This is a genomic window from Pseudomonas sp. EggHat1 (genome assembly GCF_014892995.1).
Lineage (GTDB): Bacteria > Pseudomonadota > Gammaproteobacteria > Pseudomonadales > Pseudomonadaceae > Aquipseudomonas > Aquipseudomonas chaetocerotis.
Genome location: NZ_JACKQK010000021.1, coordinates 46,237 through 70,147, shown reverse-complemented (window position 1 = coordinate 70,147; position 23,911 = coordinate 46,237). Strand labels below are relative to the sequence as shown.

19 protein-coding genes and 1 pseudogene are annotated in these 23,911 nt (G+C 64.5%); 10 read left to right on the top strand and 10 right to left on the bottom strand.

From position 1 onward, the window contains the following. The 3 genes and pseudogenes from INS93_RS23470 to INS93_RS23460 all read right to left on the bottom strand — a co-directional run. Positions 1-143 (bottom strand): annotated as a pseudogene (locus tag INS93_RS23470) (C4-dicarboxylate ABC transporter); the annotation flags it as partial. Positions 144-294: 151 nt separating this feature from the next. After that, entirely contained in the window at positions 295-1,299 is a 1,005-nt protein-coding gene (locus INS93_RS23465) for a TRAP transporter substrate-binding protein (protein ID WP_160017467.1), read from the bottom strand. A gap of 118 nt (positions 1,300-1,417) precedes the next feature. Then, positions 1,418-2,338 carry a LysR family transcriptional regulator gene (locus INS93_RS23460; protein ID WP_192985739.1) on the bottom strand — a complete coding sequence of 307 codons (921 nt, stop codon included), beginning with the start codon at positions 2,336-2,338 and terminating at the stop codon, positions 1,418-1,420. Between the two features lie 168 nt (positions 2,339-2,506). On the opposite strand from INS93_RS23460, the gene INS93_RS23455 reads away from it, so the two are divergent. Together INS93_RS23455 and INS93_RS23450 are read left to right on the top strand one after the other, a co-directional pair. Further along, positions 2,507-3,709, top strand: a complete 1,203-nt coding sequence (locus INS93_RS23455) for a CaiB/BaiF CoA transferase family protein (protein ID WP_192985738.1) — start codon at positions 2,507-2,509, stop codon at positions 3,707-3,709. 302 nt (positions 3,710-4,011) lie between these two features. Then, a complete protein-coding gene (locus tag INS93_RS23450; protein WP_192985737.1) occupies positions 4,012-4,947 on the top strand; it encodes a hydroxymethylglutaryl-CoA lyase in 936 nt (311 codons plus the stop codon). Positions 4,948-5,146: 199 nt separating this feature from the next. Here the strand turns inward: INS93_RS23450 and INS93_RS23445 are convergent, their stop codons facing one another. From INS93_RS23445 to INS93_RS23420, 6 genes are all read right to left on the bottom strand, one after another. Next, positions 5,147-6,142, bottom strand: coding sequence for a TRAP transporter substrate-binding protein (locus INS93_RS23445; protein ID WP_192985736.1), 996 nt, complete (start codon positions 6,140-6,142; stop codon positions 5,147-5,149). A gap of 130 nt (positions 6,143-6,272) precedes the next feature. Further along, positions 6,273-7,094, bottom strand: coding sequence for an HpcH/HpaI aldolase/citrate lyase family protein (locus INS93_RS23440; protein ID WP_192985735.1), 822 nt, complete (start codon positions 7,092-7,094; stop codon positions 6,273-6,275). A 151-nt stretch (positions 7,095-7,245) separates the two neighbouring features. Continuing rightward, the gene (locus tag INS93_RS23435) at positions 7,246-8,448 is read right to left on the bottom strand and encodes a CaiB/BaiF CoA transferase family protein (protein ID WP_192985734.1); all 1,203 of its coding nucleotides are present in this window, start codon (positions 8,446-8,448) and stop codon (positions 7,246-7,248) included. A 66-nt stretch (positions 8,449-8,514) separates the two neighbouring features. Continuing rightward, complete coding sequence (locus INS93_RS23430) at positions 8,515-9,867, bottom strand: MmgE/PrpD family protein (RefSeq protein WP_192985733.1); 1,353 nt, start codon at positions 9,865-9,867, stop codon at positions 8,515-8,517. Positions 9,868-9,976: 109 nt separating this feature from the next. After that, a complete protein-coding gene (locus INS93_RS23425; RefSeq protein ID WP_160017459.1) occupies positions 9,977-11,140 on the bottom strand; it encodes an acyl-CoA dehydrogenase family protein in 1,164 nt (387 codons plus the stop codon). Between the two features lie 122 nt (positions 11,141-11,262). Beyond that, the gene (locus INS93_RS23420) at positions 11,263-12,090 is read right to left on the bottom strand and encodes an FAS1-like dehydratase domain-containing protein (RefSeq protein WP_192985732.1); all 828 of its coding nucleotides are present in this window, start codon (positions 12,088-12,090) and stop codon (positions 11,263-11,265) included. 223 nt (positions 12,091-12,313) lie between these two features. Between INS93_RS23420 and INS93_RS23415 the strand changes: the two genes are divergently transcribed. Continuing rightward, on the top strand, positions 12,314-13,201 hold the full coding sequence (locus INS93_RS23415; protein ID WP_160017457.1) for a LysR family transcriptional regulator: 888 nt from the start codon (positions 12,314-12,316) through the stop codon (positions 13,199-13,201). Positions 13,202-13,619: 418 nt separating this feature from the next. Beyond that, a complete protein-coding gene (locus INS93_RS23410; protein WP_192985731.1) occupies positions 13,620-14,180 on the top strand; it encodes a nucleoside deaminase in 561 nt (186 codons plus the stop codon). 105 nt (positions 14,181-14,285) lie between these two features. Here INS93_RS23410 and INS93_RS23405 read toward each other — a convergent pair whose 3' ends face one another. Next, complete coding sequence (locus INS93_RS23405) at positions 14,286-15,839, bottom strand: sigma-54-dependent transcriptional regulator (protein ID WP_160017455.1); 1,554 nt, start codon at positions 15,837-15,839, stop codon at positions 14,286-14,288. A 251-nt stretch (positions 15,840-16,090) separates the two neighbouring features. Between INS93_RS23405 and phhA the strand changes: the two genes are divergently transcribed. The 6 genes from phhA to ggpS all read left to right on the top strand — a co-directional run bounded on the left by phhA (position 16,091) and on the right by ggpS (position 23,777). Beyond that, positions 16,091-16,876 carry a phenylalanine 4-monooxygenase gene (gene phhA, locus INS93_RS23400; RefSeq protein WP_192985730.1) on the top strand — a complete coding sequence of 262 codons (786 nt, stop codon included), beginning with the start codon at positions 16,091-16,093 and terminating at the stop codon, positions 16,874-16,876. 108 nt (positions 16,877-16,984) lie between these two features. Then, on the top strand, positions 16,985-17,341 hold the full coding sequence (locus INS93_RS23395) for a 4a-hydroxytetrahydrobiopterin dehydratase (protein ID WP_192985729.1): 357 nt from the start codon (positions 16,985-16,987) through the stop codon (positions 17,339-17,341). Continuing rightward, the gene (locus INS93_RS23390; RefSeq protein WP_192985728.1) at positions 17,338-18,537 is read left to right on the top strand and encodes an amino acid aminotransferase; all 1,200 of its coding nucleotides are present in this window, start codon (positions 17,338-17,340) and stop codon (positions 18,535-18,537) included. Before INS93_RS23395 ends, INS93_RS23390 begins: the two co-directional genes overlap by 4 nt. 84 nt (positions 18,538-18,621) lie before the next feature. Further along, complete coding sequence (locus tag INS93_RS23385) at positions 18,622-19,965, top strand: DUF2254 domain-containing protein (RefSeq protein WP_192985727.1); 1,344 nt, start codon at positions 18,622-18,624, stop codon at positions 19,963-19,965. A gap of 145 nt (positions 19,966-20,110) precedes the next feature. After that, complete coding sequence (locus INS93_RS23380; RefSeq protein WP_192985726.1) at positions 20,111-21,373, top strand: MFS transporter; 1,263 nt, start codon at positions 20,111-20,113, stop codon at positions 21,371-21,373. A 145-nt stretch (positions 21,374-21,518) separates the two neighbouring features. Then, positions 21,519-23,777, top strand: coding sequence for a glucosylglycerol-phosphate synthase (ggpS, locus tag INS93_RS23375; RefSeq protein ID WP_192985725.1), 2,259 nt, complete (start codon positions 21,519-21,521; stop codon positions 23,775-23,777). The last annotated feature ends 134 nt before the right edge of the window (positions 23,778-23,911 follow it).

Genomic DNA, 23,911 nt, shown 5'->3' with positions numbered 1-23,911 from the left:
CCGAAATAGTCACCCAGCCAATAGAACAGGGTGTAGAAGTTGTTGAGGATCACGTAGACGAAAGTGATCAGCGTCATGGCCGCCAGGAGGAAAGCGATGAAGCCTTCCTCGAAGTGCTCCCAGACGCGCCGCAAGGCGTTCATCGGCATCTCCGAGCATTGTTGTGGTTTTAAGGAGTGAGGCGAATCTAACCGAGCAAGGACCGGCGCGATATTCGTCATTGGCAAACGCCGTCTTAGGCGACGGCGAATGAGAGGCCGCCCCGGGTGCGTGGGCCCGGGGCGGCTGTAAGACTTACGGCTGGTTGGCGGCTTGCGCGGCTTCGATCACATCACTGCCGATCTCGGCCTCGAACTTCTTCCACGCCGGGCGTACGGCGTCACGCCAGACGGCACGCTGCTCGGGCGTCAGGGTGATGATCTCGCTCTTGCCGGTGGCGACGATGGCCTGGCGCGCTTCGGTATTCAGCGCCTCTGCCTGCTTGTTCACCTCGACGGTCACCTCGTCGACGATCTGTTCCAGTTCGCTGCGGATATCCGCCGGCAGGCCGTTCCAGAACTGGGTGTTGGTGATCAGCAGATAGTTGCCGATGGCATGGTTGGACTCGGTCATGTACTTCTGCACCTCGAAGTACTTCTGCGAGTAGATGTTCGACCAGGGGTTGTCCTGGGCGTTGACCACGCCGGTCTGCAGACCCTGGTAGATCTCGGCGAAGGCCATCTTGCGCGGCACCGCGCGCAGGGCGCTGTACTGCGCGGCCTGCAGGTCGGACGGTTGCACGCGGAATTTCTGCCCGCGGGCATCGGCCGGCTCCACCAGCGGCTTGTTGGCGGTGAGCTGACGCATGCCGTTGAGCCAGTAGGCCAGGCCGGTGATGCCCTTGCTCTCCATCGACTTGAGCAGCGCCTTGCCCTTGTCCGAAGACTGGAAGCGCTGCGCGGCGGCGACGTCATCGAACAGGAACATCATGTCGAACAGCTGCAGTTGCTTGGTGTACTGCTCCAGCTTGGACGGTGCCGGCGCCAGCATCTGTACTTCGTTGAGCAGCAGGGCTTCCATTTCCTTGCCATCGCCATACAGCGAGGAGTTGGCGTAGACGTCGACCTTGACCTTGCCGGCCAGGCGCTCCTCCACCAGTTTCTTGAACAGCAGCGCGCCCTGGCCCTTCGGCGTACTGTCGGCGGTGATATGGGAAAACTTGATCAAGATCGGATCGGCTGCGTGTGCCGAGAGTGCGCCAAGCAGTGCGCAACCGGCGAGCACGCCGGCCAGGCCACGACGGACGAAAGAAAACTTCATGGAAAGCTCCTGTTGTTTTTGTCTGAGCGTCGAGGGCGGATCGCCGTCGATTGGCCGGAACTCTACTGCGCCCTCCCCTCGGCTGAAATTCACATTTGAACAACCTAGCCTTCGGCATTCACGAAGGCAGCGCAGAACCCTCCCCTGCCGCGCCACTGTTTATCAGGTGATCGAGCATCTGCTTCGCGGTCAGCGAAAGGTTGTCCTGATTGCGCACCGCCACCTTGAGTTCGCGCCGGGCCCAGGGATCGTGCAGCGGGATGACCCGCACATCGAGCGCCGGCAAATAGGTGCGCACCGCCAGATCCGGCAACACACCGACGCCCATGCCGGTGTGGATCATCCGGCAGATGGCTTCGAAGCTGCGCACCTGGATGCGCAGGCGCAGGGCCACGCCCTGGCTGTGCGCCGAGTGCTGCAGCAGGCCGTGCAAGGACGCGTCCTGCTGCAGGCCGATGAAGTCGTGGCCCACCGCCTCGCGCAGGAACAGGCCGTCGCGTTCGGCCAGCGGATGCTCACGCGGAGTGACCAGCACCAGTTGGTCGTGGCGGTAGGTGAACACCTGCAGGTCCTCGGCCGGCACGTGGCCGGCGAAGATGCCGATATCGGTCAGCCCCTCGCGCACGGCGCGGATGGTCTCGCTGCTGACGCGCTCTTCCAGATCGATCTTCACCTGCGGGTGCAGGCGGCTGAAGCTGGCCAGATCCTCGGGCAGAAACTCGATCACCGCCGAGGTGTTGGCGTGGATGCGCACATGGCCTTTGACCCCTTCGCTGAACTCACTGAGGTCGGCGTTGAGCTGTTCGAGGTTGTCCATCATGTTGCGCGCGTGGTGCAGCAGCGCGTGGCCGGCCGGGGTCAGCTCGACGCCCTTGGGCTGGCGATAGAGCAGCGCGATGCCGAGCTGGTTTTCCAGGTCGCTGACGCGCTTGCTTACAGCTGCCAGGGCCAGGTGCTCGCGCTCGGCAGCGCGGGTCAGGCTGCGCTCGTCGGCAATGGCCACGAACAGCTTGAGGGTGACGAAATCGATGCGGCGCATGAGGGGCTCCATTTCGTGCCTGGCGAAGTGAAGCAGCCAGACACCTGATTTACAGCATGCCACTTCGCGATACGCGAAGCCTAGCTTGGCCATTGGGCAATTGTCGGCACCGCTGCGCTGCGCCATTCTGCGCACCACGAGAAACGCACAGGCAAATCAGGTGCAGCCATGACTCAGAGCAATAACAGCAACATGGCCCTGCAGGGGCTCAAGGTGATCGAGATGGGTCAACTCATCGCCGGTCCCTTCGCCAGCAAATTGCTCGGCGAATTCGGCGCCGAGGTGATCAAGATCGAGCCGCCGGGCGTCGGCGATCCGCTGCGCAAATGGCGCAAGATCAAGGACGGCACCTCGCTCTGGTGGCACGTGCAGTCGCGCAACAAGCGCTCGCTGACCCTCGACCTGAAGCAGGCCGAAGCGCAGGACATCGTCCGTCGCCTGGTGAGTGATGCCGACGTGCTGGTGGAGAACTTCCGTCCCGGCACGCTGGAAGGCTGGGGCCTGAGCTACGAGGCGCTGAAGGCGATCAACCCGCGTCTGATCATGCTGCGCATCTCCGGCTACGGGCAGACCGGCCCCTACCGCGACCTGCCCGGTTTCGGCGTGATCGGCGAAGCCATGGGCGGCCTGCGCCACCTCTCTGGCTACCCCGGCCAGGCGCCGGTGCGCGTCGGCATCAGCATCGGTGACTCGCTGTCATCGCTGTACGGCGTGATCGGCGTGCTGCTGGCCCTGCAGGAGCGTGCGCGCAGCGGCGAAGGCCAGGAAATCGACGTGGCGCTGTACGAGTCGGTATTCGCCATGATGGAAAGCCTGATCCCCGAATACGACGCCTTCGGCTACGTCCGCGAGCCGGCCGGCAGCGCCCTGCCCGGTATCACGCCGTCCAACTCCTACCCCTGCAACGACGGCAGCTACGTGCTGATCGCCGGCAATGGCGACAGCATCTACAAGCGTCTGATGGGCCTGATCGGCCGCGACGACCTGGGCAACGACCCGCGCCTGGCGCAGAACGACGGGCGCAGCCAGCACGCCGAGCTGATCGACGGCGCCATCGCCGAATGGACCGCGCAGCGCGGCCGCGATGAAGTGATCGAAGCCCTCAAGGGCGCGCGCGTACCGGCCGGCTATCCCTACACCGCCGCCGACATCGTGCAGGACCCGCACTACCTGGCGCGGCAGATGATCGAGCAGGTGCAGACCAGTGTCGGCCCGCTCAAGGTACCGGGCGTGCTGCCCAAGCTGAGCCGTACACCGGGTCGTATCGGCACCGGCGGCCCGCAGTTGGGCGAGCACAACGACGACATCCTCGCCGGCCTAGGCCTGAGCGCGGAACAGGTCGCCGGCCTGCGCGAGCGCGGCATCATCTAACGTGAGGAACGACCGATAGCTCCCACGCTCTGCGTGGGAGCACCGCTCAGGACGCTCTGCGTCCGCCCCTAACAACAGCCGACGCAGAGCGTCGCAAGATGCGTTCCCACGCGGACGATTCGACGCCTCGACGTGGGAACGATCAACGTGAGGAACGACCGATAGCTCCCACGCTCTGCGCGGGAGCACCACTCAGGACGCTCTGCGTCCGCCCCTAACAACAGCCGACGCAGAGCGTCGCCGGATGCGTTCCCACGCCTCGACGTGGGAACGATCAACGATCAAAGATTGAGGATCACGCCATGAACAAACGCCTCTACATCCAGGACGTCGCCACCCGTGACGGCTTCCAGATCGAAGCGGCCTTCGTGCCCACCGCAGACAAGATCGCCCTGATCGACCGCCTGTCCCACACCGGCCTGGCCAAGATCGAGGTGACCTCCTTCACCTCGCCCAAGGCCATCCCCAACCTGCGCGATGCGGAAGAAGTGATGCGCGGCATCCAGCGCGTGGTCGGCGTCGAGTACACCGTGCTGGTACCCAACGTGAAGGGCTGCGAACGCGCGCTGTCGTGCGAAGTGGACGAGATCAACCTGGTGATGTCCGCCAGCGACACCCACGGCCTGGCCAACCTGCGCATGACGCCGGAGCAGTCGCTGGCGCAGTTCGCCGAGATCATCGAGGTCAGCCGTGGCAGCGGCGTGTTCATCAACGCCTCGCTGTCGACCACTTTTGGTTGCCCGTTCGAAGGCGAGGTCAGCGAAGCCCGCGTCTATGGCCTGATCCAGCGTCTGCTGGAGATCGGCGTGCAGGGCGTGACCCTGTGCGACACCACCGGCATGGCCGACCCGGCGCAGGTCGAGCGCATCTGCCGCGAAGCCCTGCAACGCTGGCCCGAGGCGGTATTCACCGCGCACTTCCACAACACCCGTGGTATGGGCCTGGCCAACGCCCTGGCGGCGCTGAATGCCGGTATCGACCGCTTCGACGCCTCACTCGGCGGCCTCGGCGGCTGCCCCTATGCCCCGGGCGCCAGCGGCAATATCTGCACCGAAGACCTGGTGCACATGTTCCAGCGCATGGGCCTGGACACCGGCGTGAACCTCGATGCCCTGCTCGACACTGCCACTTCCCTGCCCGGCCTGATCGGCCACGAGGTGCCAGGCGCCATCCTCAAGGCCGGCAAATCCGATCGTCGTTACCCTAAGCCCAAGTGGATGCAGGAGGCCGGGCTCTGAGGCTCGGCTGCCAAGTCGCGGCTGAAGCCCCTCCCACACGATGGTGCTGGTCTGAGGTAAAGCTGAACGGCGTGCGGCTTTAGTCATACCCCATCGCCTACCCAAAAGGCTATGCCCTTCCAATATTGTGGGAGGGGCTTTAGCCGCGACAAAAAAAACCCGGTGCAAGCTCCGGGCTTTTTCATGTCAGGGTGAACGATCAACCCTGGTTGGACTTCTCCGCCGCCTGGATCAGCTCAGCGCCGATCTCCTTCTCGAACTTTTGCCACACCGGGCGCATCGCCTCACGCCATTGGGCGCGCTGCTGTGGGGTCAGCTCGATGATTTCGGTGGTGCCGGCCTTGGCGATATCCTGCTTGGCCGTGCGGTTGAGGTCGTCAGCCTGTTTGTTCACCTCGACGGAAACCTCGGCCATGATCGTTTCCAGCTCGGCACGCACGTCATCCGGCAGACCCTTCCAGAATGTGGTGTTGGTGATCACCATGTAGTCGATCAGGCCATGATCGGAGTCGGTCATGTACTTCTGCACCTCGTGCACCTTCTGGCTGTAGTAGTTCGACCAGGTGTTCTCGGTGCCGTTGACCACGCCCGTCTGCAGCCCTTGATAAACCTCGGCGAAGCTCATCTTGCGCGGGTTGGCGCGCACCGCCTTGAACTGCTCTTCCAGTACAGCGGAAGCCTGCACGCGGAATTTCAGGCCACGGGCATCGGCCGGATCGCGCAGCGGCTTGTTGGCCGACATCACCTTCAGCCCGTTGTGCCAGTAGGCCAGGCCGGTGATGTTCTTGTCTTCCATGGAGGTCAGCAGACCACGCCCCTCAGGGCTGGCCTGGAAGCGATCGACCGCGGCCATGTCGTCGAACAGAAACGGCAGGTCGAAGATCTGCACCGACTTGGCATACTGCTCGAACTTGGCCAGCGACGGCGCCAGCATCTGCACGTCGCCAAGCAGCAACGCCTCCATTTCCTTGCCATCGCCGAACAGCGAAGAGTTGGGGTAGACCTCCACCTTCACCCGGCCTGGCAGGCGCTCTTCAGCCAGTTGCTTGAACAGCAACGCCCCCTGGCCCTTGGGCGTATTGTCCGCCACCACATGGGCGAACTTGATGAGGATGGGTGCATCCGCAGCCTGGACCAGGCCGGCACAGGACAGGATGGCGGCGCAGGCGAGCGCCTTGGCGGTGAGTTTGAACATGACGTTACCTCGTTGTTGTTGTAGGTCGGTACGTGGTTACAAGGTGGCTGACTGCCTCGGCAGCCAGCCGTTTTTTGCAGGAGCCGGCTTGCCGGCGATCTGCTGAGACGCATCGCCCGCCAGCGGGCTCCTACGGTTCTCCTGCGCGTTGCAGCAGACGGTGAGCGCGACCGAGTACGGGGGCGTCGACCATCTGGCCGTCCACCACGAAGACGCCTTCGCCGCTGCTGGCCGCCGTCATTACGCGACGCGCCCAGGCCAATTCCTGGTCCGCCGGGCGCAAGGCGTCGTGGACGATCTCGATCTGGGTCGGGTGGATGCAGAGCAAACCATCGAAGCCCATATCGCGTGCATCACGCGTCGTACGGGCCAGACCGTCGCGGTCCTCGATGGCGGGAAACACGCTGTCCAGCGGCGCTGCCAGGCCCGCTGTGCGCGAATGCAGCAGCAAGGCGTAACGGGCCTGATCGAGAATGCGTTCGGCCGCTGCGCTGCCGCTGCTCAGGCCAAGGTCCAGGCCCAGGTCGAGGGCGCCGAAGGACAAGCGCTCGACGCCTTCCGCGCGGGCGATTTCCGCCAGCGCCAGCAAACCCGCCGCACTCTCGATGATCGGCCACACCGGCTTGCCACAGGCCGCCACCCGCGCCACCTGCGCAGCGCTTTCCACCTTGGGTAGCAGCACACCGACGACACCGGCATGGCGTGCGCAAAGTTCGATATCGGCGCCATGGCCGGCATGCTCCGGCGCGTTGATGCGCACCAGCAGACGGACCTCGGGATTGGCCGTCAGGAAGGCATCGAGATTGGCCCGTGCCTCGATCTTGAGGCTCTCCTGCACGGCGTCTTCGAGGTCGACGATGACCGCATCGGCACCGACAGCGAGCGCCTTGGGAATACGCTCAGGGCGACTCGCCGGCACGAACAGGGCACTGCGAATGATCGGATTGCTCATGATCTACCCTCTTCGAACACAGGCGACTGGTGGACGAAAAGAGCGTCGTCCACCCTACGCAGCGACTTGCGGCGCGTAGCCCGGATGAAATCCGGGAGCGGTCTGATGGCAGCCAAGAAACTCCCGGATTGCATCCGGGCTACGGGCGGACTCATACGGCCCCCTGCTGATGCAGGCGCTGGATGTCATCGGCGGCATAACCCAGCTCGGCGAGCAGTGCATCGGTGTGCTGGCCCAGCGCCGGGATGGCGTCCATGCGCGGTTCGAAGGCGCTGTTGCGCCCTGGCGGCAACAGCGCCGGCAGGCTGCCGCTGGGGCTGTCGACCTGGCGCCAGCGCTGCCGCGCTTGAAGTTGCGGATGAGCCCAGACGCCAGCCATGTCGTTGACCTGGGCATTGGCGATCTGCGCCTGCTCCAGGCGCTCGATGACCTGCGCCGCGCTCATGCGCGAGAAGGCCTCGACGATGATGGCGCGCAGCTCACTGCGATTGGCCGAGCGTTTGGAGTTGGCGCAAAAGCGCTCGTCGCTGACCAGCGCCGGCTGCTCGAGCACCTTGTCGCAGAACGCAGCCCATTCGCGCTCGTTCTGCAGGCCGAGCATCACCGTGCCGCCGTCACCAGCCGGGAAAGGGCCGTAGGGATAGATGGTCGAGTGTGCGGCACCGGCACGCGGTGGCGGCGTGGCGCCGTCGTAGGCGTAGTACAGCGGGTAACCCATCCATTCCACCAGGCTTTCCAGCATCGACACGTCGACGCGGCTGCCGACACCGGTCTTGCCACGCAGCATCAGGGCCGAAAGCACACCGGTGTAGGCATACATGCCAGCGGCGATATCAGCGATGGAGCAGCCGGCCTTGGCCATCTCCTCCTCGCCCGGCCCACCGGTAACGGAGAGAAAGCCGCCCTCGCTCTGGATCAGCAGGTCGTAGGCTTTCTTCTGCTCGTACGGGCCGCCCTCGCCGTAGCCGGAGATGTCGCAGACGATCAGCGTGGGAAAGCGTTCGTGCAGCGCCTCGAACGACAGGCCCATGCGCGCGGCGGCACCCGGTGCCAGGTTCTGTACCAGCACGTCGGCACTGGCCAGCAGGCTGCCGAGCACCTGCATCGCATCGTCCTGCTTGAGGTCGAGGGTCAGGCTTTCCTTGGAGCGGTTGGTCCAGACGAAATGCGAGGCCAGGCCGCTGACCCGCTCGTCGTAGCCACGGGCGAAATCGCCACTGCCGGGGCGTTCGACCTTGATCACCCGCGCGCCGAGGTCGGCGAGTTGGCGGGTGCAGAACGGCGCGGCGATGGCGTGCTCCAGGCTGACCACGGTGATGCCATCCAGTGGTCGCGGTTGTTGTGTGTCGTTCATGTGCAGATCCCTGATCCGTAGGGTGGATCGCGCTTCATCGATCCACCGGAAAATCGAAGCTCGCCGTCAGGCCAGCTGGCTCAAGTCAGCCGTCTCGCGCAGGCGCCAGACCCGCTCGATCAGCACACCCGCCTCATCGCTGCTGCGCTTGCCGGCGAAGGCCAGCAGGCGGCGAAACTTGTCTTCCAACTCGACACGGCTGAGGGTGTTGCCGGGGTCGCCCTTGGGCTCGTCGATGGCGCCACGCAGGGTTCGGCCATCGGTAGTGATCACCTCGATGCGGCCCAGCCAGCGCTGCGGGTAGGCCACATCCACCTCCGGGTCGAGGCGCATCAGCACCTTGTCACGGAAGGCGGCCACCGCTGGGTCCTGCAACGCCAGATTGGCGAACTCGGTCAGTTGCGCGCTGCCATGCACGGCGATCAGACCGAGCACGGTGCCCATGGAGAACTTGGCCTGGTGCACCGTCTGCGGCACCTTCACGCGGCCGAGCACATCGATGGCGCCCTGATGCACGCGGGCGATGACGCGCTCGATCTGCTCGTGACGCAGACCTTCGCGCTGCATCAGATCGAGCAGCGCGTCAGCCGCCGGATGGGTATGACGGCAGGAAGCGTGGAACTTGAACGAGGTCTCCACCAGCGCCCAGCGCCGGCCGAGACGATCCGACAGCTTGCTCGGGTCGGCATCGCGCGACATGCCGGCAGCCATGCCCTGCTCGCCTTCGAGAATGTTCTGCGCGCCGGTCAGGCCCTGCTCGGTGAAATACGCCGCCAACAGACCATCAGCGGCGGCCTTGGCGGTATGCAGTTGCTTGGAGTCGGCGGCATCGCGCAGGAACTCCCACAGCCCGGCGGCCTGGGTGCCGGCATTGCCAAGCAGATGAATGAACTGCTGCTGATCGAAATCCAGCAGCTTGCCCACGGCCACCGCAGCGGCCAAGGTGCCGACCGTCGCCGTGGTGTGAAAGATGCGGTAGTGCGAGCGACCAAGAAATTCGCCGATGCGGATACCCGCCTCGTAGCCGGCCACCGAGGCCAGCAGCAGCTCGCGACCGGACTTGCCGAGGTCCTGCGCCGCCGCCAAAGCCGCCGGGAATACCACAGTGGCCGGGTGCAGCACCGAGCTGTTGTGCAGGTCGTCCTGCTCCACCAGGTGCGAGGAGGCACCGTTGACCAGCGCGGCGAAGTACGCCGAGGTGCCGCGACCGTTGACCAGGATGCGCGCCGGGCCGTCGGCCGGGCCCATCTTCTGCGCGTAGGCCTCGAACAGCGGAATCGGCCGCGCGCCCTCGCTGGCCAGTGCCGAGCCCAGCCAGTCGAGGAACAGGTCTTCGGTGCGATCCAGCACGTGCTCGGGAATCTGCTCGTAGGACAGTTTGGCGAGGAATCCAGCCAATGCCTGGGTGTGCTGACTCATCTTGATGCTCTCCAATTCGTAGGGCGGAAAACCGCGATGCGTCTTCCGTCATGCAGGTGGTGGATGTAAAAGCGACAGTTACGCGCCCCGATCCACCCTACGTTTACAGTCAGAACGAACGCGGCAGCTCGAGCAGATGCTCGGCCACGTAGCTCAGAATCAGGTTGGTGGAGATCGGTGCGACCTGGTACAGGCGGGTTTCGCGGAACTTGCGCTCGACGTCGTACTCGTTGGCGAAGCCGAAGCCACCGTGGGTCTGCAGGCAGGCGTTGGCCGCCTCCCAGCTGGCCTTGGCCGCCAGATACTTGGCCATGTTGGCGGCGGCACCGGCATTGCGCCCGGCGTCGTATTCCTCGCAGGCGCGCCAGCGCATCAGGTCGGCGGCCTCGATCTCGATGTGCGCCTCGGCGATGGGGAACTGCACACCCTGGTTCTGCCCGATGGGGCGGCCGAACACCACGCGATCACGGGCGTACTGCGCGGACTTCTCGATGAACCAGCGACCATCGCCGATGCACTCGGCAGCGATCAGCGTGCGCTCGGCATTGAGGCCGTCGAGGATGTAGCGGAAACCCTTGCCCTCCTCGCCGATCAGGCTGCTTGCGGGAATTTCCAGGTTGTCGAAGAACAGCTCGTTGGTCTCGTGGTTGACCATGTTGGCAATCGGCTGCACGGTCAGGCCGTTGCCAATGGCTTCGCGCAGATCGACCAGGAAGATCGACATGCCTTCTGACTTGCGTTGCACCTCGGCCAGCGGCGTGGTGCGCGCCAGCAGGATCATCAGGTCGGAATGCTGGACGCGCGAGATCCACACCTTCTGGCCGTTGATCACGTACTTGTCGCCCTGGCGCACGGCGGTGGTCTTGATCTTGGTGGTGTCGGTGCCGGTGGTCGGCTCGGTGACGCCCATCGACTGCAGGCGCAGCTCACCGCTGGCCAGCTTGGGCAGGTAGTAGCGCTTCTGCTCCTCGCTGCCGTTACGCAGCAGGGTGAACATGTTGTACATCTGCCCGTGGATGGTGCCGGAGTTGCCACCGCAGTGGTTGACCTCCTCGAGGATCACCGACGCCTCAGCCAGGCCCAGGCCCGAGCCGCCGTATTCTTCCGGGATCATCGCCGACAGCCAGCCGGCCTCGGTCATGGCGCTGACGAAGGCTTCCGGGAAGCCTTTCTCCTCATCGATCTTGCGCCAGTATTCGGCGGGAAATTCCGCACACAGGGCGCGCACGCCTTCGCGGATGGCATTGAGTTCTTCGTTGTTATAAGCGTTCATCGGTGTTCCTCGGAATCATGGATGACACGTAGGGCGTACTCGCGAAGCAGTACGCCGCTTAGTGTTGGACTCGCCTCAGTCGGCGGACTGTTCGCTGTCGCTCCTGAGTCCGCCCTACACAATCAGTCGAATTGCACCTCGGCGCGCTGCGCCAGGCCGGCCTCATTGCCCGCCCACAGCTCAGCCAGGCCCTCGCCGCTGATACGCCCACCGACCTCGAACGGCTGCGGCGCAATCAGCGGCCGCAGGCCGCGATAGGCGAAACGGCGCAGGCGCACCTGCGGGTTGGCGCGGCAGAAGGCGCGCAGGTTCAGGGTGGCGGTCAGCGGGCCGTGCACCACCAGGCCGCTGTAGCCTTCGGTTTCGGTGACATAGGGCCAGTCGTAATGGATGCGGTGACCGTTGAAGGTCACTGCGCTGTAGCGAAACAGCAGGGTGCTGGACGGCGTGACCGCCTCGCGCCAGTCACCGGCGACCAGCGGCTCGCCACTGCTGGCCTTGGGCGGGCTGGGCTCGCGGTAGACGATGTCCTGCTCCTCGCGAATGGCCAGTTCGCCGTCCTGCAGGTAGTCGTGCTGCACGGTGACGAACAGCAGCGCGCCGGTGCGGCCATGTTTCTCTTCGATGTGCTTGATGGTCGATACCCGACTGGCTTCGCCACCCACGCGCAGTGGCTGGATGAACTCGATACGGCCGCCGGCCCACATGCGATTGCGGTTGTCGGCCGGCGGCAGGAAGCCACCGCGCGCCGGATGGCCGTCTTCGCCCAGGCCGCTCTCGGCGACCGGCTCTTGGAAGAACGCCCAATGCCACAAAGGCGGCAGCGCCTCGCCATGGGCCGGCGTGACTTCGCCAAAGGTAGCCGCGATGCGCTTGACCAGATTGCGACTGAGTTGGTCGTGAACTTCTTCGCTACGACCGATCCAGGCGGAAAAAGCAGAATCACTCATGGGGCAGGTTCCAGCTCGGTTCTTGTGTGAGCTGGAGCATGCGACGCCGCTTGCGTTCAGAGAATCCGCATTTATTTAAACCAGCGTTCGGTTATGCTGAACACACTACGCCCATTCACATCTGTGGGAGGGGCTTCAGCCGCGAGCTTTTCGTCATGACGCAAAACTGTCGCGGCTGAAACGGATCGCCACCCCCGGCGTCTACACCAGCACCGAGACCACCATGCACTTCGATCTGCCCGACCTGCGCCTGTTCATCCATATCGCCGAGTCGCCCAGCCTGACCCAGGGCGCGCGCAAGGCATTCCTTTCGCCGGCCGCCGCCAGCGCGCGGATCAAGGCGCTGGAAGGTCAGCTCGGCAGTCGCCTGCTGTACCGCGACAGCCGTGGCGTTGAGCTGACCCCGGCCGGTCAGCGCCTGCTGCAGCATGCGCGTCTGATCATGCGCCAGGTGGATTACCTGAAGAGTGAATTCACCGAATACGGCACCGACGCCGCCGGGCATATGCGCATCTTCGCCAACACCACGGCAGTGACCGAGTTCCTCCCCGAGGTGCTGGCCGGTTTTCTCGCCGAACGCCCCGGCGTCACCGTCGACCTGCAGGAGCGCCTCAGCCGCGACATCGTGCGTGGCGTACTCGATGGCGCGGCGGATCTGGGCATCATCGCCGGCCCGGTGCAGGCACCCGGTCTGCAGGTACTGCACTTCAGCACCGACCGCCTGGTGCTGGCCGTGCCGCTGGGTCATGCCCTGGCGCAGCGGCAGACGGTCAGCCTCGGCGATACCCTCGCCTACCAGCACATCGGCCTGCACGAGGGCAGCACCCTGCTGAGTTTCCTGCGCGAACAGGTGGAGAAACTCGGCGGCAACCTGGCCCTGCGTATCCAGGTCTCGAGCTTCGAGGCGATCTGCCGGATGATCGAAGGCGGCGTCGGCATCGGCATCATCCCCGAGTCGGCCGCACGTCGGCACAGCCGCACCATGCAGTTGGCCATCCTGCAGCTGGACGAAGCTTGGGCCGTGCGCGAACGCAGCATGCTGGTGCGTGAACTGGATGCGCTGCCGGGCAGCGTGCGGGCGCTGATCGACCGGCTGAACCAGGGTGTATAGCGCCAGGCGAAATCACGGGTAAAAAAAAGGGCGACCAATTTGGTCGCCCGCCCATTCAAGGCACTCCTCGAAAGGAATGCGGAAACGCTTGCACCCAAATCACGCAGGATGATCGGGACGGCCTCAGTGTCGCCGCAGCCCCATGCCCTGCCTATTGCACCAAGGTCGTAGGGTCTGTACGAAAAGTGCCTGCGCTCGGTGATGCTGCGTTAAAAACAGGCTCGTGTGCGAGCCCAGTCAGAATGCTCATTTACAGCTCGTAAAGTCGAACGCGACCCCGGCCGTTCTTCGCCTGTTTTTGCGGGGCCGCCATCGGTATTGCCTGACCTTCGCTCGACGACTTTTCGTACAGACCCTAGGGCGCCAGTCACAGGGCAGGCCATACTCACGCGACGCCTTTTTGGCCCTGGAGGCACCCATGAACCCGGAGTACCTCGCCCTGCTGCAGCAGGCACCAGCCAGCACCCATGTCGATGACACCTGGGCCCGGCTCTGTTGCGAACAGGCCCTGCTGGCGCTTGAGGAAGGCTGTTATGCGGTCGGCGCATTGCTGGTGGATGGAGCAGGTGAACTGTTGTGCAGCGGTCGGAATCAAGTGTTCGCCGTGGCCTACAGCAGCGCCGCTCACGCCGAGATGCAGGTGCTCGATCAACTCGAAACCAAACACGCGCACGTCGACCGCCGAGACCTGACCCTCTACGTCAGTCTTGAGCCCTGCCTGATGTGCTACGGCCGTATCCTGCTGGCCGGCATCCCCCGCATACGCTACCTGGCGCGCGACCGCGATGGCGGCTTCGCCCTGCATCACGGGCGCCTGCCTCCGGCCTGGGCCAATCTCGCCTCCGGCCTTTCGGTGGTTCAGGCCCTGGCCGATCCCTACTGGCTGCATCTCGCCGAGCAGGTCATCGTCGGCCTGCAGGACCGCCGGTCCATGCGCGAGCGCGTGGTCACGGCCTGGCGCGGCGGGCCCCGAGCGTAGGGGGCGCCGTGCGCACCAAAAACGGCAGACGTAGGGTGCGCCATGCGCACCGAAAACGGCGGGAATCAGCCAGGGCCAGCGGTGCATTGGTGCGCGCGACGCACCCTACTCCTTGCCCAGGCCGTGCTGCCGCAGCTTGTTGGCGATGGTGGTATGGGAAACACCGAGGCGCTTGCCCAACTGGCGGCTGCTCGGGTGATCGTGGAACAGCCGCTCCAGCACCGCCTTCTCGAAACGGCCGAGGATGTCGTCGAGGCTGCCTTCCACCGAAAACTCGCCCAACGGCTGCGGCGCGCCGTAGTCTGGCAGGCGGATATGCTCGGCCTTCACGGTACCGCCATCGCACAACGAAACCGCTTGGAACAGCACGTTCTCCAGCTGCCGCACGTTACCCGGCCAGTGGTAATGGGCCATGCGCTCGAAGGCTTGCGGCGCCAGCTTGGGCAATGCACAACCGATCTGCCGACTGGCGGAATCGAGAAAGTGCTCGACCAGCGGCGCCAGGCCGTCGAGGCATTCGCGCAGCGGCGGGATGTGCAGGCTGAGCACGTTGAGGCGGTGGTAGAGGTCCTGGCGAAACTCGCCATGGGCGCAGAGCTCGGACAGATCGACCTGGGTGGCGCAGATCACCCGCACGTCCAGGTACACCTCCTCGTCGCTGCCGACGCGGCGGAAGCAGCCGTCCTGTAGAAAGCGCAGCAGCTTGGCCTGCAGACGCGGGCTCATCTCGCCAACGCCGTCGAGAAACAGCGTGCCGCCGGCGGTCAGCTCCAGCAGACCGAGCTTGCCTTCCGGGCGTGCGCCTTCGAAGGCGCCGGGGCCGTAACCGAACAGCTCGGTTTCGGCCATGGACTCCGGCAGGCCGGCGCAGTTGAGCGCCATGAAGGGCGACTGCCCGCGCGGGCTGGCCAGGTGACAGGCGCGCGCCAGCAATTCCTTGCCAGTGCCGGTTTCACCTTCGATCAGCAGCGGTGCATCCAGCGGCGCCATGCGTCGCGCCTCCTTGACCACCGCCGCCATCACTTTGGAGCTCTGGAAGATCGAGTCGAAGCCGCGCAGCTCCTGCTTGCGCACATGGTAGATGCGCTCACCGACGCGGTCGGCGCGGTGCAGGGTCAGCACGGCGCCGGCCAGTGCCTCGCTGTCGTCGTGTTCATTTTGCAGCGGGGCAATATCGGCGAGAAATACATCGCCCTTGATCTTCACCCGCAGCCCGTTGATCCGCGTCTTGTTGGCGCGCACCAGTTCGGGCAGGTCGAAATCCTCGGCATAGCGCGACAGCGCCATGCCCGGCACCTCGTCCACGCGCACACCGAGCAACTGCGCGGCGCTGCGGTTGGCGGCGACGATGCTGCCGGCCATATCGATGGACAACACGGGAAAATCCAGCGCACCGAGCAGCGCATTGAGCTCCAGGTGACGCCGTTCGCTGGGCATCAGCCCCACGCGCTTGACGCCGAACACGCCGGCAATGGCCTCGAACTTCGGCCTTAGCGCTTGGAACTGCAAATTGATCAGATTCGGGCAATGCAGGTAGATGGCGTTGCCCTGCTCACCCCCGACTTCGCCACGGGCGACGTTGATGCCGTAGTCGACCAGCAGGTTGAGGATGTCACGCAGGATGCCGACACGGTTCTGGCAGTGGACCTTGATACGCATGGCTCAGGCTCTTGTTATGGGCCGCCGAGTCGCAGAAATCGACGATGGCGGCATAATTTCCGTCAAGAATATGTGACGGCAGAGCACAGCAGCAAGCCGATAAATCGCCATACCGGCAATATCGTAATAAAAATTTTACAGTTTCTGAGCGCAATGCCGGGCAGCGCCGCTCATGGGCACCATTTCAACCCGAACAATCGTCGGCATGCTTGGGTCAAGACAAGAACAACAGCCCCCTCAAGGAGGCAGCGATGAAGAGTACGCAGTACCTGGCCCGGGAACCGGACGAGAGTGGCTTTATCCATTACCCGGAAAGCGAACATCAGGTGTGGAACACCCTGATCACTCGCCAGCTGGACGTGATTCAGAACCGCGCCTGCCAGGAATACCTGGACGGTATCGAGCAGCTCGGTCTACCCATGGAGCGGATTCCGCAGCTCGGTGAGATCAACCGGGTGCTCGAAGCCACCACTGGCTGGCGCGTGGCGCGGGTACCGGCGCTGATCCCCTTCCAGACCTTCTTCGAGCTGCTGGCCAGCAAGCAGTTTCCCGTCGCCACCTTCATCCGCACGTTTGAGGAGCTGGACTACCTGCAGGAACCGGACATCTTCCACGAGATCTTCGGCCACTGCCCCATGCTGACCAACCCCTGGTTCGCCGAATTCACCCATACCTACGGCAAGCTGGGCCTCAAGGCCACGAAAGAGCAGCGTGTCTACCTGGCGCGGCTGTACTGGCTGACCATCGAGTTCGGCCTGCTCGACACCCCGGCCGGCAGGCGCATCTACGGCGGCGGCATCCTCTCGTCGCCGAAGGAAACCCTCTACGCCCTATCCGACGCCCCCGAGCACCAGGCGTTCGATGCGCTGGAGGCGATGCGCACGCCGTATCGCATCGATATCCTGCAGCCGGTGTACTTCGTTCTGCCCGAGCTCAAGCGCCTGTTCGAGCTGGCTCATGAAGACATCATGGCGCTGGTGCATCAGGCCATGCAGTTGGGCCTGCACGCGCCGAAGTTTCCGCCGAAAGCGGCGTAGCCTTTTAGCTCCCCTCGCCCATTTATGGGAGAGGGGTTGGGGGAGAGGGAGCTGTTCGATACCCCCTTACCTTCTATGCTCTGACCTCGAATACTCAAGGAGCCTGAAATGACTAGCCTTGCCCAAGCCCAATGCGAAGCCTGCCGCGCCGATGCGCCGAAAGTGACCGATGAAGAACTGGCCGAGCTGATCCGCGAGATCCCCGACTGGAACATCGAGGTACGCTGCGACCACATGGAGTTGGAGCGCGTGTACCTGTTCAAAAACTTCCGCCACGCCCTGGCGTTCACCAACGCGGTTGGCGCCATCGCCGAGGAAGTCGGCCACCACCCGGCTCTGCTCACCGAATGGGGCAAGGTCACCGTCACCTGGTGGAGCCACGAAATGCGCGGCCTGCACCGCAACGACTTCATCATGGCCGCACGTACCGATGTGCTGGCAGCCAGCGCCGAGGGCCGCAAGTGAGCCATTTCGCCCAGGTCACCCGCGTGCCGGGTGACCCCATCCTCAGCCTGATGGAGGCCTATCGCCTCGACAGCAACCCGGCGCGCCTGGACCTCGGCGTCGGCGTCTACAAGGACGCTCAGGGCCTGACGCCAATCCCACGTGCGGTGAAGCTTGCCGAGCAGCGCCTGATCAATATCGAGCAAACCAAGACCTACATCGGTGGTCACGGCGACGCGGCGTTCGGCACGCTGCTCAGCCAGCTGGTACTGGGCGCTGACTCGGCCCTGCTCGCCGAGCAGCGTGCCGGCGCGACGCAAACGCCAGGCGGCACCGGCGCCCTGCGCCTGGCAGGTGACTTCATCCGCCATTGTCTGCCGGGACGCGGTATCTGGCTGAGCGATCCGACCTGGCCGATCCATGAAACCCTGTTCGCCGAAGCCGGGCTCAAGGTCGGTCACTACCCCTACGTCGGCGCCGACAATCGCCTCGACGTGGAGGCCATGATCGCCGCCCTCACCCACCTGCCCAAGGGCGACGTGGTGCTGTTGCATGCCTGCTGCCACAACCCCACCGGCTTCGACCTCACCCCGCGCGACTTCAAGCGTGTGCTGGAAGTGGTCAAGGCGCGTGAACTGCTGCCGCTGATCGACTTCGCCTACCAGGGCTTCGGTGATGGCCTGGAGCAGGACGCCTGGGCCGTGCGCCTGTTCGCCGCCGAACTGCCGGAGCTGCTGATCACCAGTTCCTGCTCGAAGAACTTTGGCCTCTACCGCGAGCGTACTGGCGCGCTGATCGTCTGCGCCGGCGACGCCGAAAAGCTCGTCGACATCCGCAGCCAGCTGGCGTCCATTGCCCGCAACCTGTGGTCGACGCCGCCGGCTCATGGCGCCGCTGTGGTGGCGCAGATTCTCGGCGACGAAGAACTCAAGGCGCTGTGGCTGGACGAGCTGGAAAGCATGCGCCTGCGCGTCGCCAGCCTGCGTCACGGCCTGGTCGAGGCACTGGCACCGCATGGCCTGAGCGAACGCTTCGCGCACATAGCCGAGCAACGCGGCATGTTCTCCTACACCGGCCTGTCGCCGCTGCAGGTGCAACGCCTGCGCGAGGAGTTCAGCGTGTACATGGTCGGCAGTGGCCGCGCCAACGTCGCCGGGCTGGACGCCAGCCGACTGGATCAGTTGGCCGACGCCATCGCCCGGGTCTGCGTGAACTGAGTCCGCAGGCGGTAGTCTCAAAGACCGCCGCCTGCCCACTTCACGGCTATAGTGCGGTCATCGCCATTCACGACGGATTCGCCAATGGCCGTACCCAGCAACATTCTCTTTCGCGCCTACCAGCGCATCATCCACAGCCTGGCCTTCTACCCGACGCTGATCGCCATCGGCTTCTTCCTGCTGTGCCTGCTGACCATGGCCATCGAATACCAGCCCTGGATGATGGCGCTCAAGGGGCATTTCGATCTTGGCCTAGTGCGCAACGCCGACAACGCCAGGTTGATTCTCGGCACCCTGGTGGCCGGCATTCTGTCGCTGATGGTGTTCAGCTTCTCGATGGTCATGGTGGTGCTCAACAATGCTGCGGCATCGCTTTCGCCACGGGTGATTCCGGGATTGATCAGCAGCAAGGGCCACCAGAAAACCCTGGGCATCTACCTCGGCAGCATCCTCTACGCACTGCTGCTGATCACCACCATCGAACAGGGCAACAGCGACCGCGTGCCGAGCCTCGGCGTGCTGATCACCCTGGTGCTGGGCATCACCTGCCTGGGTCTGTTCGTGCACTTCATCCGTTCGATCTCGCAGTCGATTCAGGTCGAGCACATCCTCAGCAACCTCTACAACGCCAGCCTGGCAAAGCTCGATGCCTGCAGCGGCGGCCCGGCCTCGCGCAACGCCGCGCCACAGTGGCCGGACGACCGCGAATGGGTGACCGTCAATGCGCAGCGCAACGGCTACTTCAAGGAACTCAACGTCAAAGAGGTCAACACGCTGCTGCGTCGCCATCAGGTACGCATGACGGTACTCGCCCACCGTGGTTTCTTCGTCAGCGAGGGGCATCCGCTGTTTTGCCTTGAACGTCCGCTGGATGAGGCCGTCTGCCAGCAACTGCTCGACTGCTTCGACTTCTTCATCGAAGAGTACGCCAGCACCCATTACCTCTTCGGTTGCCGGCAGATGTCGGAAATCGCCGTGAAGGCGCTGAGCCCCGGCATCAACGATCCCGGCACGGCGATCAAGACGGTGGACCTGCTCAGCGTACTGCTGAGTCGGCGCCTGACGCTGTCCGAGCGAGATTTCGCCAGCCTGCCTGACGAGCCACCCCGGCTGTGCTACCAGGAACTGCCGCTGGACCAGTTGCTGCTGCAACTGCTGGGGCCGATACGCGCCTACGGTGCGGCGGATGTCAGCGTACTGGTGAGCCTGCTGCAGGCCTTCAAGAACCTGCTGCATCGCCCCGCCAGCACGCAGCAGCGCGCCGACCTGCTGCGCCACGCGCGCAGCGTGCGCGATACCGCCGAGCGCCATCTGACCGAGCGTCGCGAGCGCGAGGAAATCAACGATTTCATCACTCGTCTCAACCGCACGCTACAGGACTCGGAGCAGCCGCTGATGCCCCTGCAAATCGCGAACGAAGCACCATGATGGGGCCAAGTTTGCCGCCAAAATATTGCACGACCATTTATCAGTAAAAATAATCCTTAAAAATCAAATAGATAAAAAACAATCACAAAAAACATGGCGTACTTCATGCTTGCCATCAGGGGCACAGTTCCCTAGGGTAGTTCGCATGTGGTCCCTGATTGCCCCCATCAGTTCGTTGCTGAGCGGGGTCGCGTTACTCCTGCTTGGCAATGGTCTGCTCAACACCCTACTGACCCTGCGTGGCGTCGCCGAAGGCTACTCCACCAAGATGCTCGGACTGATCATGTCCGGGTACTTCGTCGGGTTCCTCCTCGGTACGTGGCTGGCGACTCCGCTGGTCAAACGTATCGGGCACATTCGCGCGTTCGCCTGTTGTGCCGCGCTGGCCGCCATCGCCGCCCTGCTCCATCTGCTGCTGATCGATCCCTGGGTCTGGTTGCTTCTGCGCGTGCTCTACGGCCTGGGGCTGGTAACGCTGTACATGGTCATCGAGAGTTGGCTCAACGCCCAGGCACCCAACGAAAAGCGCGGCCAGGTGTTCGCCGTGTACATGGCGGTCAACCTCGGTGCCCTGGCGCTGGCCCAGCAGTTGCTGCACCTGGCCGACCCGGTGCAGTTCACCCTGTTCGCCATCGCCGCCATCCTCATCAGCGCCGCGTTGATGCCCATTACCCTCACCCGCCAGGCACAGCCAAGCCTGCCCGAGACACCGCCGAGCAACCTGCGCCAGCTGTGGACTATCGCACCGCTGGCCATCGTCGCGGCGGGCTTGTCCGGGCTGGCCCTCGGCGCCTTCTGGGGCATGGCGCCGGTCTACGCGAGCCTGGCCGGCTTCGATACGTCCGGCGTCGGTCTGCTGATGACCGCAACCATTCTTGGTGGCGCCCTGCTGCAATGGCCCATCGGTATCTACTCCGATCGCCACGACCGGCGCCAGGTGCTGCTCTGGGTTGTGATACTGGCAGTCGCCCTGGCGCTGATCATGAGCCTGCTGCCAGCCGGCCCGCTGCTGCTCGGCGCCATCTTCATCTGGGGCGGCCTGGCCTTCGCCATCTACCCCATCGCCGTGGCGCAGCTGATCGACCAATTGCACAGCGACGAGATCCTTTCCGGCTCCGCCAGCCTGCTGATGGTCAACGGCATCGGCTCCGTATGTGGGCCGCTATTGGCCGGCGTGCTGATGGAGCAACTGGGTGCCAGCGCACTGCCGCTGTACTTCGCTTGCACCCTCGGCCTGCTGGCCACCTACACCTTTTACCGGCTGCGCCATGTCAGCGACCTGGTCAGCGGCGACGCCGCGCACTTCGTACCCATGCTGCGCACCAGCCCCACGGTGCTGGAACTGATGCCCGATGCACCGCCACAAGACCACGAAGCCACGGAGGAACCTTCCCCCAACGCCTCCTGAACACCTGGCAGGCTGTTGAAAAACAGCCTGTTGAAGGATGGCTGTTTCGGCAAGGCCGCGAGCCTACCCCAAGCAGCCAGAAACCCGGCCCGTCGGCCGCTCGTATTCGCGCCGAGCCGTACCGGCCACTTCTGGAGAAACAACGATGCTACTTGCTACCGACCTGGATGGAACCTTTCTCGCTGGCGATCCCGAAGATCGCCTGAGCCTTTATCAGACCATCGCCGCTCATCCCGAGATCAAGCTCGCCTACGTCACCGGGCGCAGCCTGGAGGCGGTGCTGCCGCTGCTGGCCGACCCGACGCTGCCGCAGCCGGACTACATCATCGCCGACGTCGGCGCGACGCTGGTACATGGCGACAGCCTGCAGCCGATCCAGCAGCTGCAAGGCGTGGTCGACGCGCGCTGGCCCGGCGAAACCCAGGTGGCCAGCGCCATCGAGCCGCTCGGCCTTGAGCGCCAGGACGTGCCGCAGGCGCGCCGCTGCTCCTACTTCTGCACGCCCGAACAGGCGGCCAACCCGGCGCTGCGCGAGATCGCCGATGAGCTGGGCTGCGACCTGCTCTACTCCGCCGAGCTGTACCTGGACTTTCTGCCCAGGGGCGTGAACAAGGGCAGCAGCCTGCAGGCCCTGGCCGACTGGCTGGAGCTGAGCCACGATCAGGTACTGGCTGCCGGCGATACGCTCAACGACCTGTCCATGCTCAGCGCCAGCTTCCACGGTGTGTGCGTCGGTCAGTCGGAAACTGCCCTGCTGGAGGCCACCGCCAGCCACTCGCGCACCCTGCACGCCACTCGCCCTGGCTGCGGCGGCATTCTCGAAGCCTTCGCCCACTTCGGCTTTCTCGGCGAGCACGGCATCGCTGCCGAACGCCGCCAGGCCGCGCAGCCGGGCAAGGCCGAGCTGGTGATGGTCTATCACCGCCTGCCCTATGAGGAATACCGCAATGACGCCGGCAAGCTGCAGCGCCGTCGCCCGACCTCGCCCAACGGCATCATCCCCACCCTGCTGAGTTTCTTCGGCGATGGCCGCCCCGGCTCCTGGGTGGCCTGGGCCGTGCACGAGGATGGCGACGAACCGTTCGACAGCCACACCACGGTGGACGCCGAACGCTATCCCAAGCTCACCGCGGCGCGGGTCAAACTGAGCAAGGAAGAAGTCGACATCTTCTACAAGCGCTTCTCCAAGGAAGCCTTCTGGCCGACCCTGCACACCTTCTGGGAGCGCGCCACCTTCAACGAGGACGACTGGCAGGTGTTCCTCAAGGTCAACCGCGCCTTCGCCGAACGCACAGCGCTGGAGGCTGCCGAAGGCGCCATCGTCTGGCTGCACGACTACAACCTGTGGATGGTGCCGGCTTACCTGCGCGAGCTGCGCCCGGACCTGCGCATCGCCTTCTTCCACCACACCTACTTCCCCTCGGCGGACGTATTCAACGTGCTGCCCTGGCGCCGGCAGATCGTTGGCAGCCTGCTGCAGTGCGACTACATCGGTTTTCACATCCCACGGCAGGTGGAAAACTTCGTCGACGTCGCACGTGGCGTGTTCCCGCTCAAGACCCTGGAGCGGCAGAACTGCGCGCCGCGCTTCATCACTTACGGTTGCGCCGTGGGCCTGGAGCGCATGACCACCGCACTGGACACCGGCACCCGTCAGGTCAAGCTCGGCGCACACCCGGTCGGGCTGGACATCGACCGCGTACGCAACGCCCTGGAGGCGCCGAAGATCAAGGAGCTGATGGGTCAGCTGCGCGAGGAAATGAAAGGCGTGAAGCTGATCCTCTCGGTGGAGCGGCTCGACTACACCAAAGGCATTCTGGAAAAGCTCAACGCTTACGAGCGCCTGCTGGCCGACAACCCCGAGCTGATCGGCAAGGTCACCCTGGTCACGGTGTGCGTACCGGCGGCCAAGGAGATGACCATCTACAACGAACTGCAAAGCCAGATCGAACAGGCGGTCGGCCGCATCAACGGGCGCTTCGCCCGCATCGGCTGGACGCCGCTGCAGTTCTTCTTCCGCAGCCTGCCGTTCGAGGAAGTCAGCGCCTGGTACGCCATGGCCGACGTCATGTGGATCACCCCACTGCGCGACGGCCTCAACCTGGTGGCCAAGGAATTCGTCGCCGCCCAGGGCCTGCTGGGTGGGCGCGGCGTGCTGGTGCTGTCGGAGTTCGCGGGTGCGGCCGCCGAACTCAAGGGCGCGCTACTGACCAACCCGCACGATCCGGCCGACCTTGCGCAGACCTGCTACCTGGCGCTGAACCTGCCCAAGAGCGAGGCCCAGGCGCGCCTGCGCGAGCTGTTCGATATCGTCTGCTACAACGACATTCGCCGTTGGGGCGAGGAGTTTCTCTCCGGCGTGCAGGTGCAGGAAGAGCCCGAGCCGCTGACGCTGGTGAGCTAGAAAGCGCTTCGCGGCTGAAGCCGCTTCTACGGCCTAATTGGTCCGTAGGAGCGGCTGGGCGGCATTGCGTTTCAGCCGCGAAGACGCAGTCTCGTTTCCCCGGATTTCATCCGGGCTACGTTTGCCGAGAACCT

Coding starts and splice junctions, on each gene's coding strand:
- INS93_RS23465 (WP_160017467.1), bottom strand. CDS start 1,299: ATGAAGTTTTCTTTCGTCCGTCGTGGCCTGGCCGGCGTGCTCGCCGGT.
- INS93_RS23435 (WP_192985734.1), bottom strand. CDS start 8,448: ATGAACGACACACAACAACCGCGACCACTGGATGGCATCACCGTGGTC.
- INS93_RS23430 (WP_192985733.1), bottom strand. CDS start 9,867: ATGAGTCAGCACACCCAGGCATTGGCTGGATTCCTCGCCAAACTGTCC.
- INS93_RS23420 (WP_192985732.1), bottom strand. CDS start 12,090: ATGAGTGATTCTGCTTTTTCCGCCTGGATCGGTCGTAGCGAAGAAGTT.
- INS93_RS23395 (WP_192985729.1), top strand. CDS start 16,985: ATGACTAGCCTTGCCCAAGCCCAATGCGAAGCCTGCCGCGCCGATGCG.
- INS93_RS23415 (WP_160017457.1), top strand. CDS start 12,314: ATGCACTTCGATCTGCCCGACCTGCGCCTGTTCATCCATATCGCCGAG.
- INS93_RS23455 (WP_192985738.1), top strand. CDS start 2,507: ATGACTCAGAGCAATAACAGCAACATGGCCCTGCAGGGGCTCAAGGTG.
- INS93_RS23440 (WP_192985735.1), bottom strand. CDS start 7,094: ATGAGCAATCCGATCATTCGCAGTGCCCTGTTCGTGCCGGCGAGTCGC.
- INS93_RS23410 (WP_192985731.1), top strand. CDS start 13,620: ATGAACCCGGAGTACCTCGCCCTGCTGCAGCAGGCACCAGCCAGCACC.
- INS93_RS23460 (WP_192985739.1), bottom strand. CDS start 2,338: ATGCGCCGCATCGATTTCGTCACCCTCAAGCTGTTCGTGGCCATTGCC.
- INS93_RS23385 (WP_192985727.1), top strand. CDS start 18,622: ATGGCCGTACCCAGCAACATTCTCTTTCGCGCCTACCAGCGCATCATC.
- ggpS (WP_192985725.1), top strand. CDS start 21,519: ATGCTACTTGCTACCGACCTGGATGGAACCTTTCTCGCTGGCGATCCC.
- INS93_RS23425 (WP_160017459.1), bottom strand. CDS start 11,140: ATGAACGCTTATAACAACGAAGAACTCAATGCCATCCGCGAAGGCGTG.
- INS93_RS23405 (WP_160017455.1), bottom strand. CDS start 15,839: ATGCGTATCAAGGTCCACTGCCAGAACCGTGTCGGCATCCTGCGTGAC.
- INS93_RS23445 (WP_192985736.1), bottom strand. CDS start 6,142: ATGTTCAAACTCACCGCCAAGGCGCTCGCCTGCGCCGCCATCCTGTCC.
- phhA (WP_192985730.1), top strand. CDS start 16,091: ATGAAGAGTACGCAGTACCTGGCCCGGGAACCGGACGAGAGTGGCTTT.
- INS93_RS23380 (WP_192985726.1), top strand. CDS start 20,111: ATGTGGTCCCTGATTGCCCCCATCAGTTCGTTGCTGAGCGGGGTCGCG.
- INS93_RS23450 (WP_192985737.1), top strand. CDS start 4,012: ATGAACAAACGCCTCTACATCCAGGACGTCGCCACCCGTGACGGCTTC.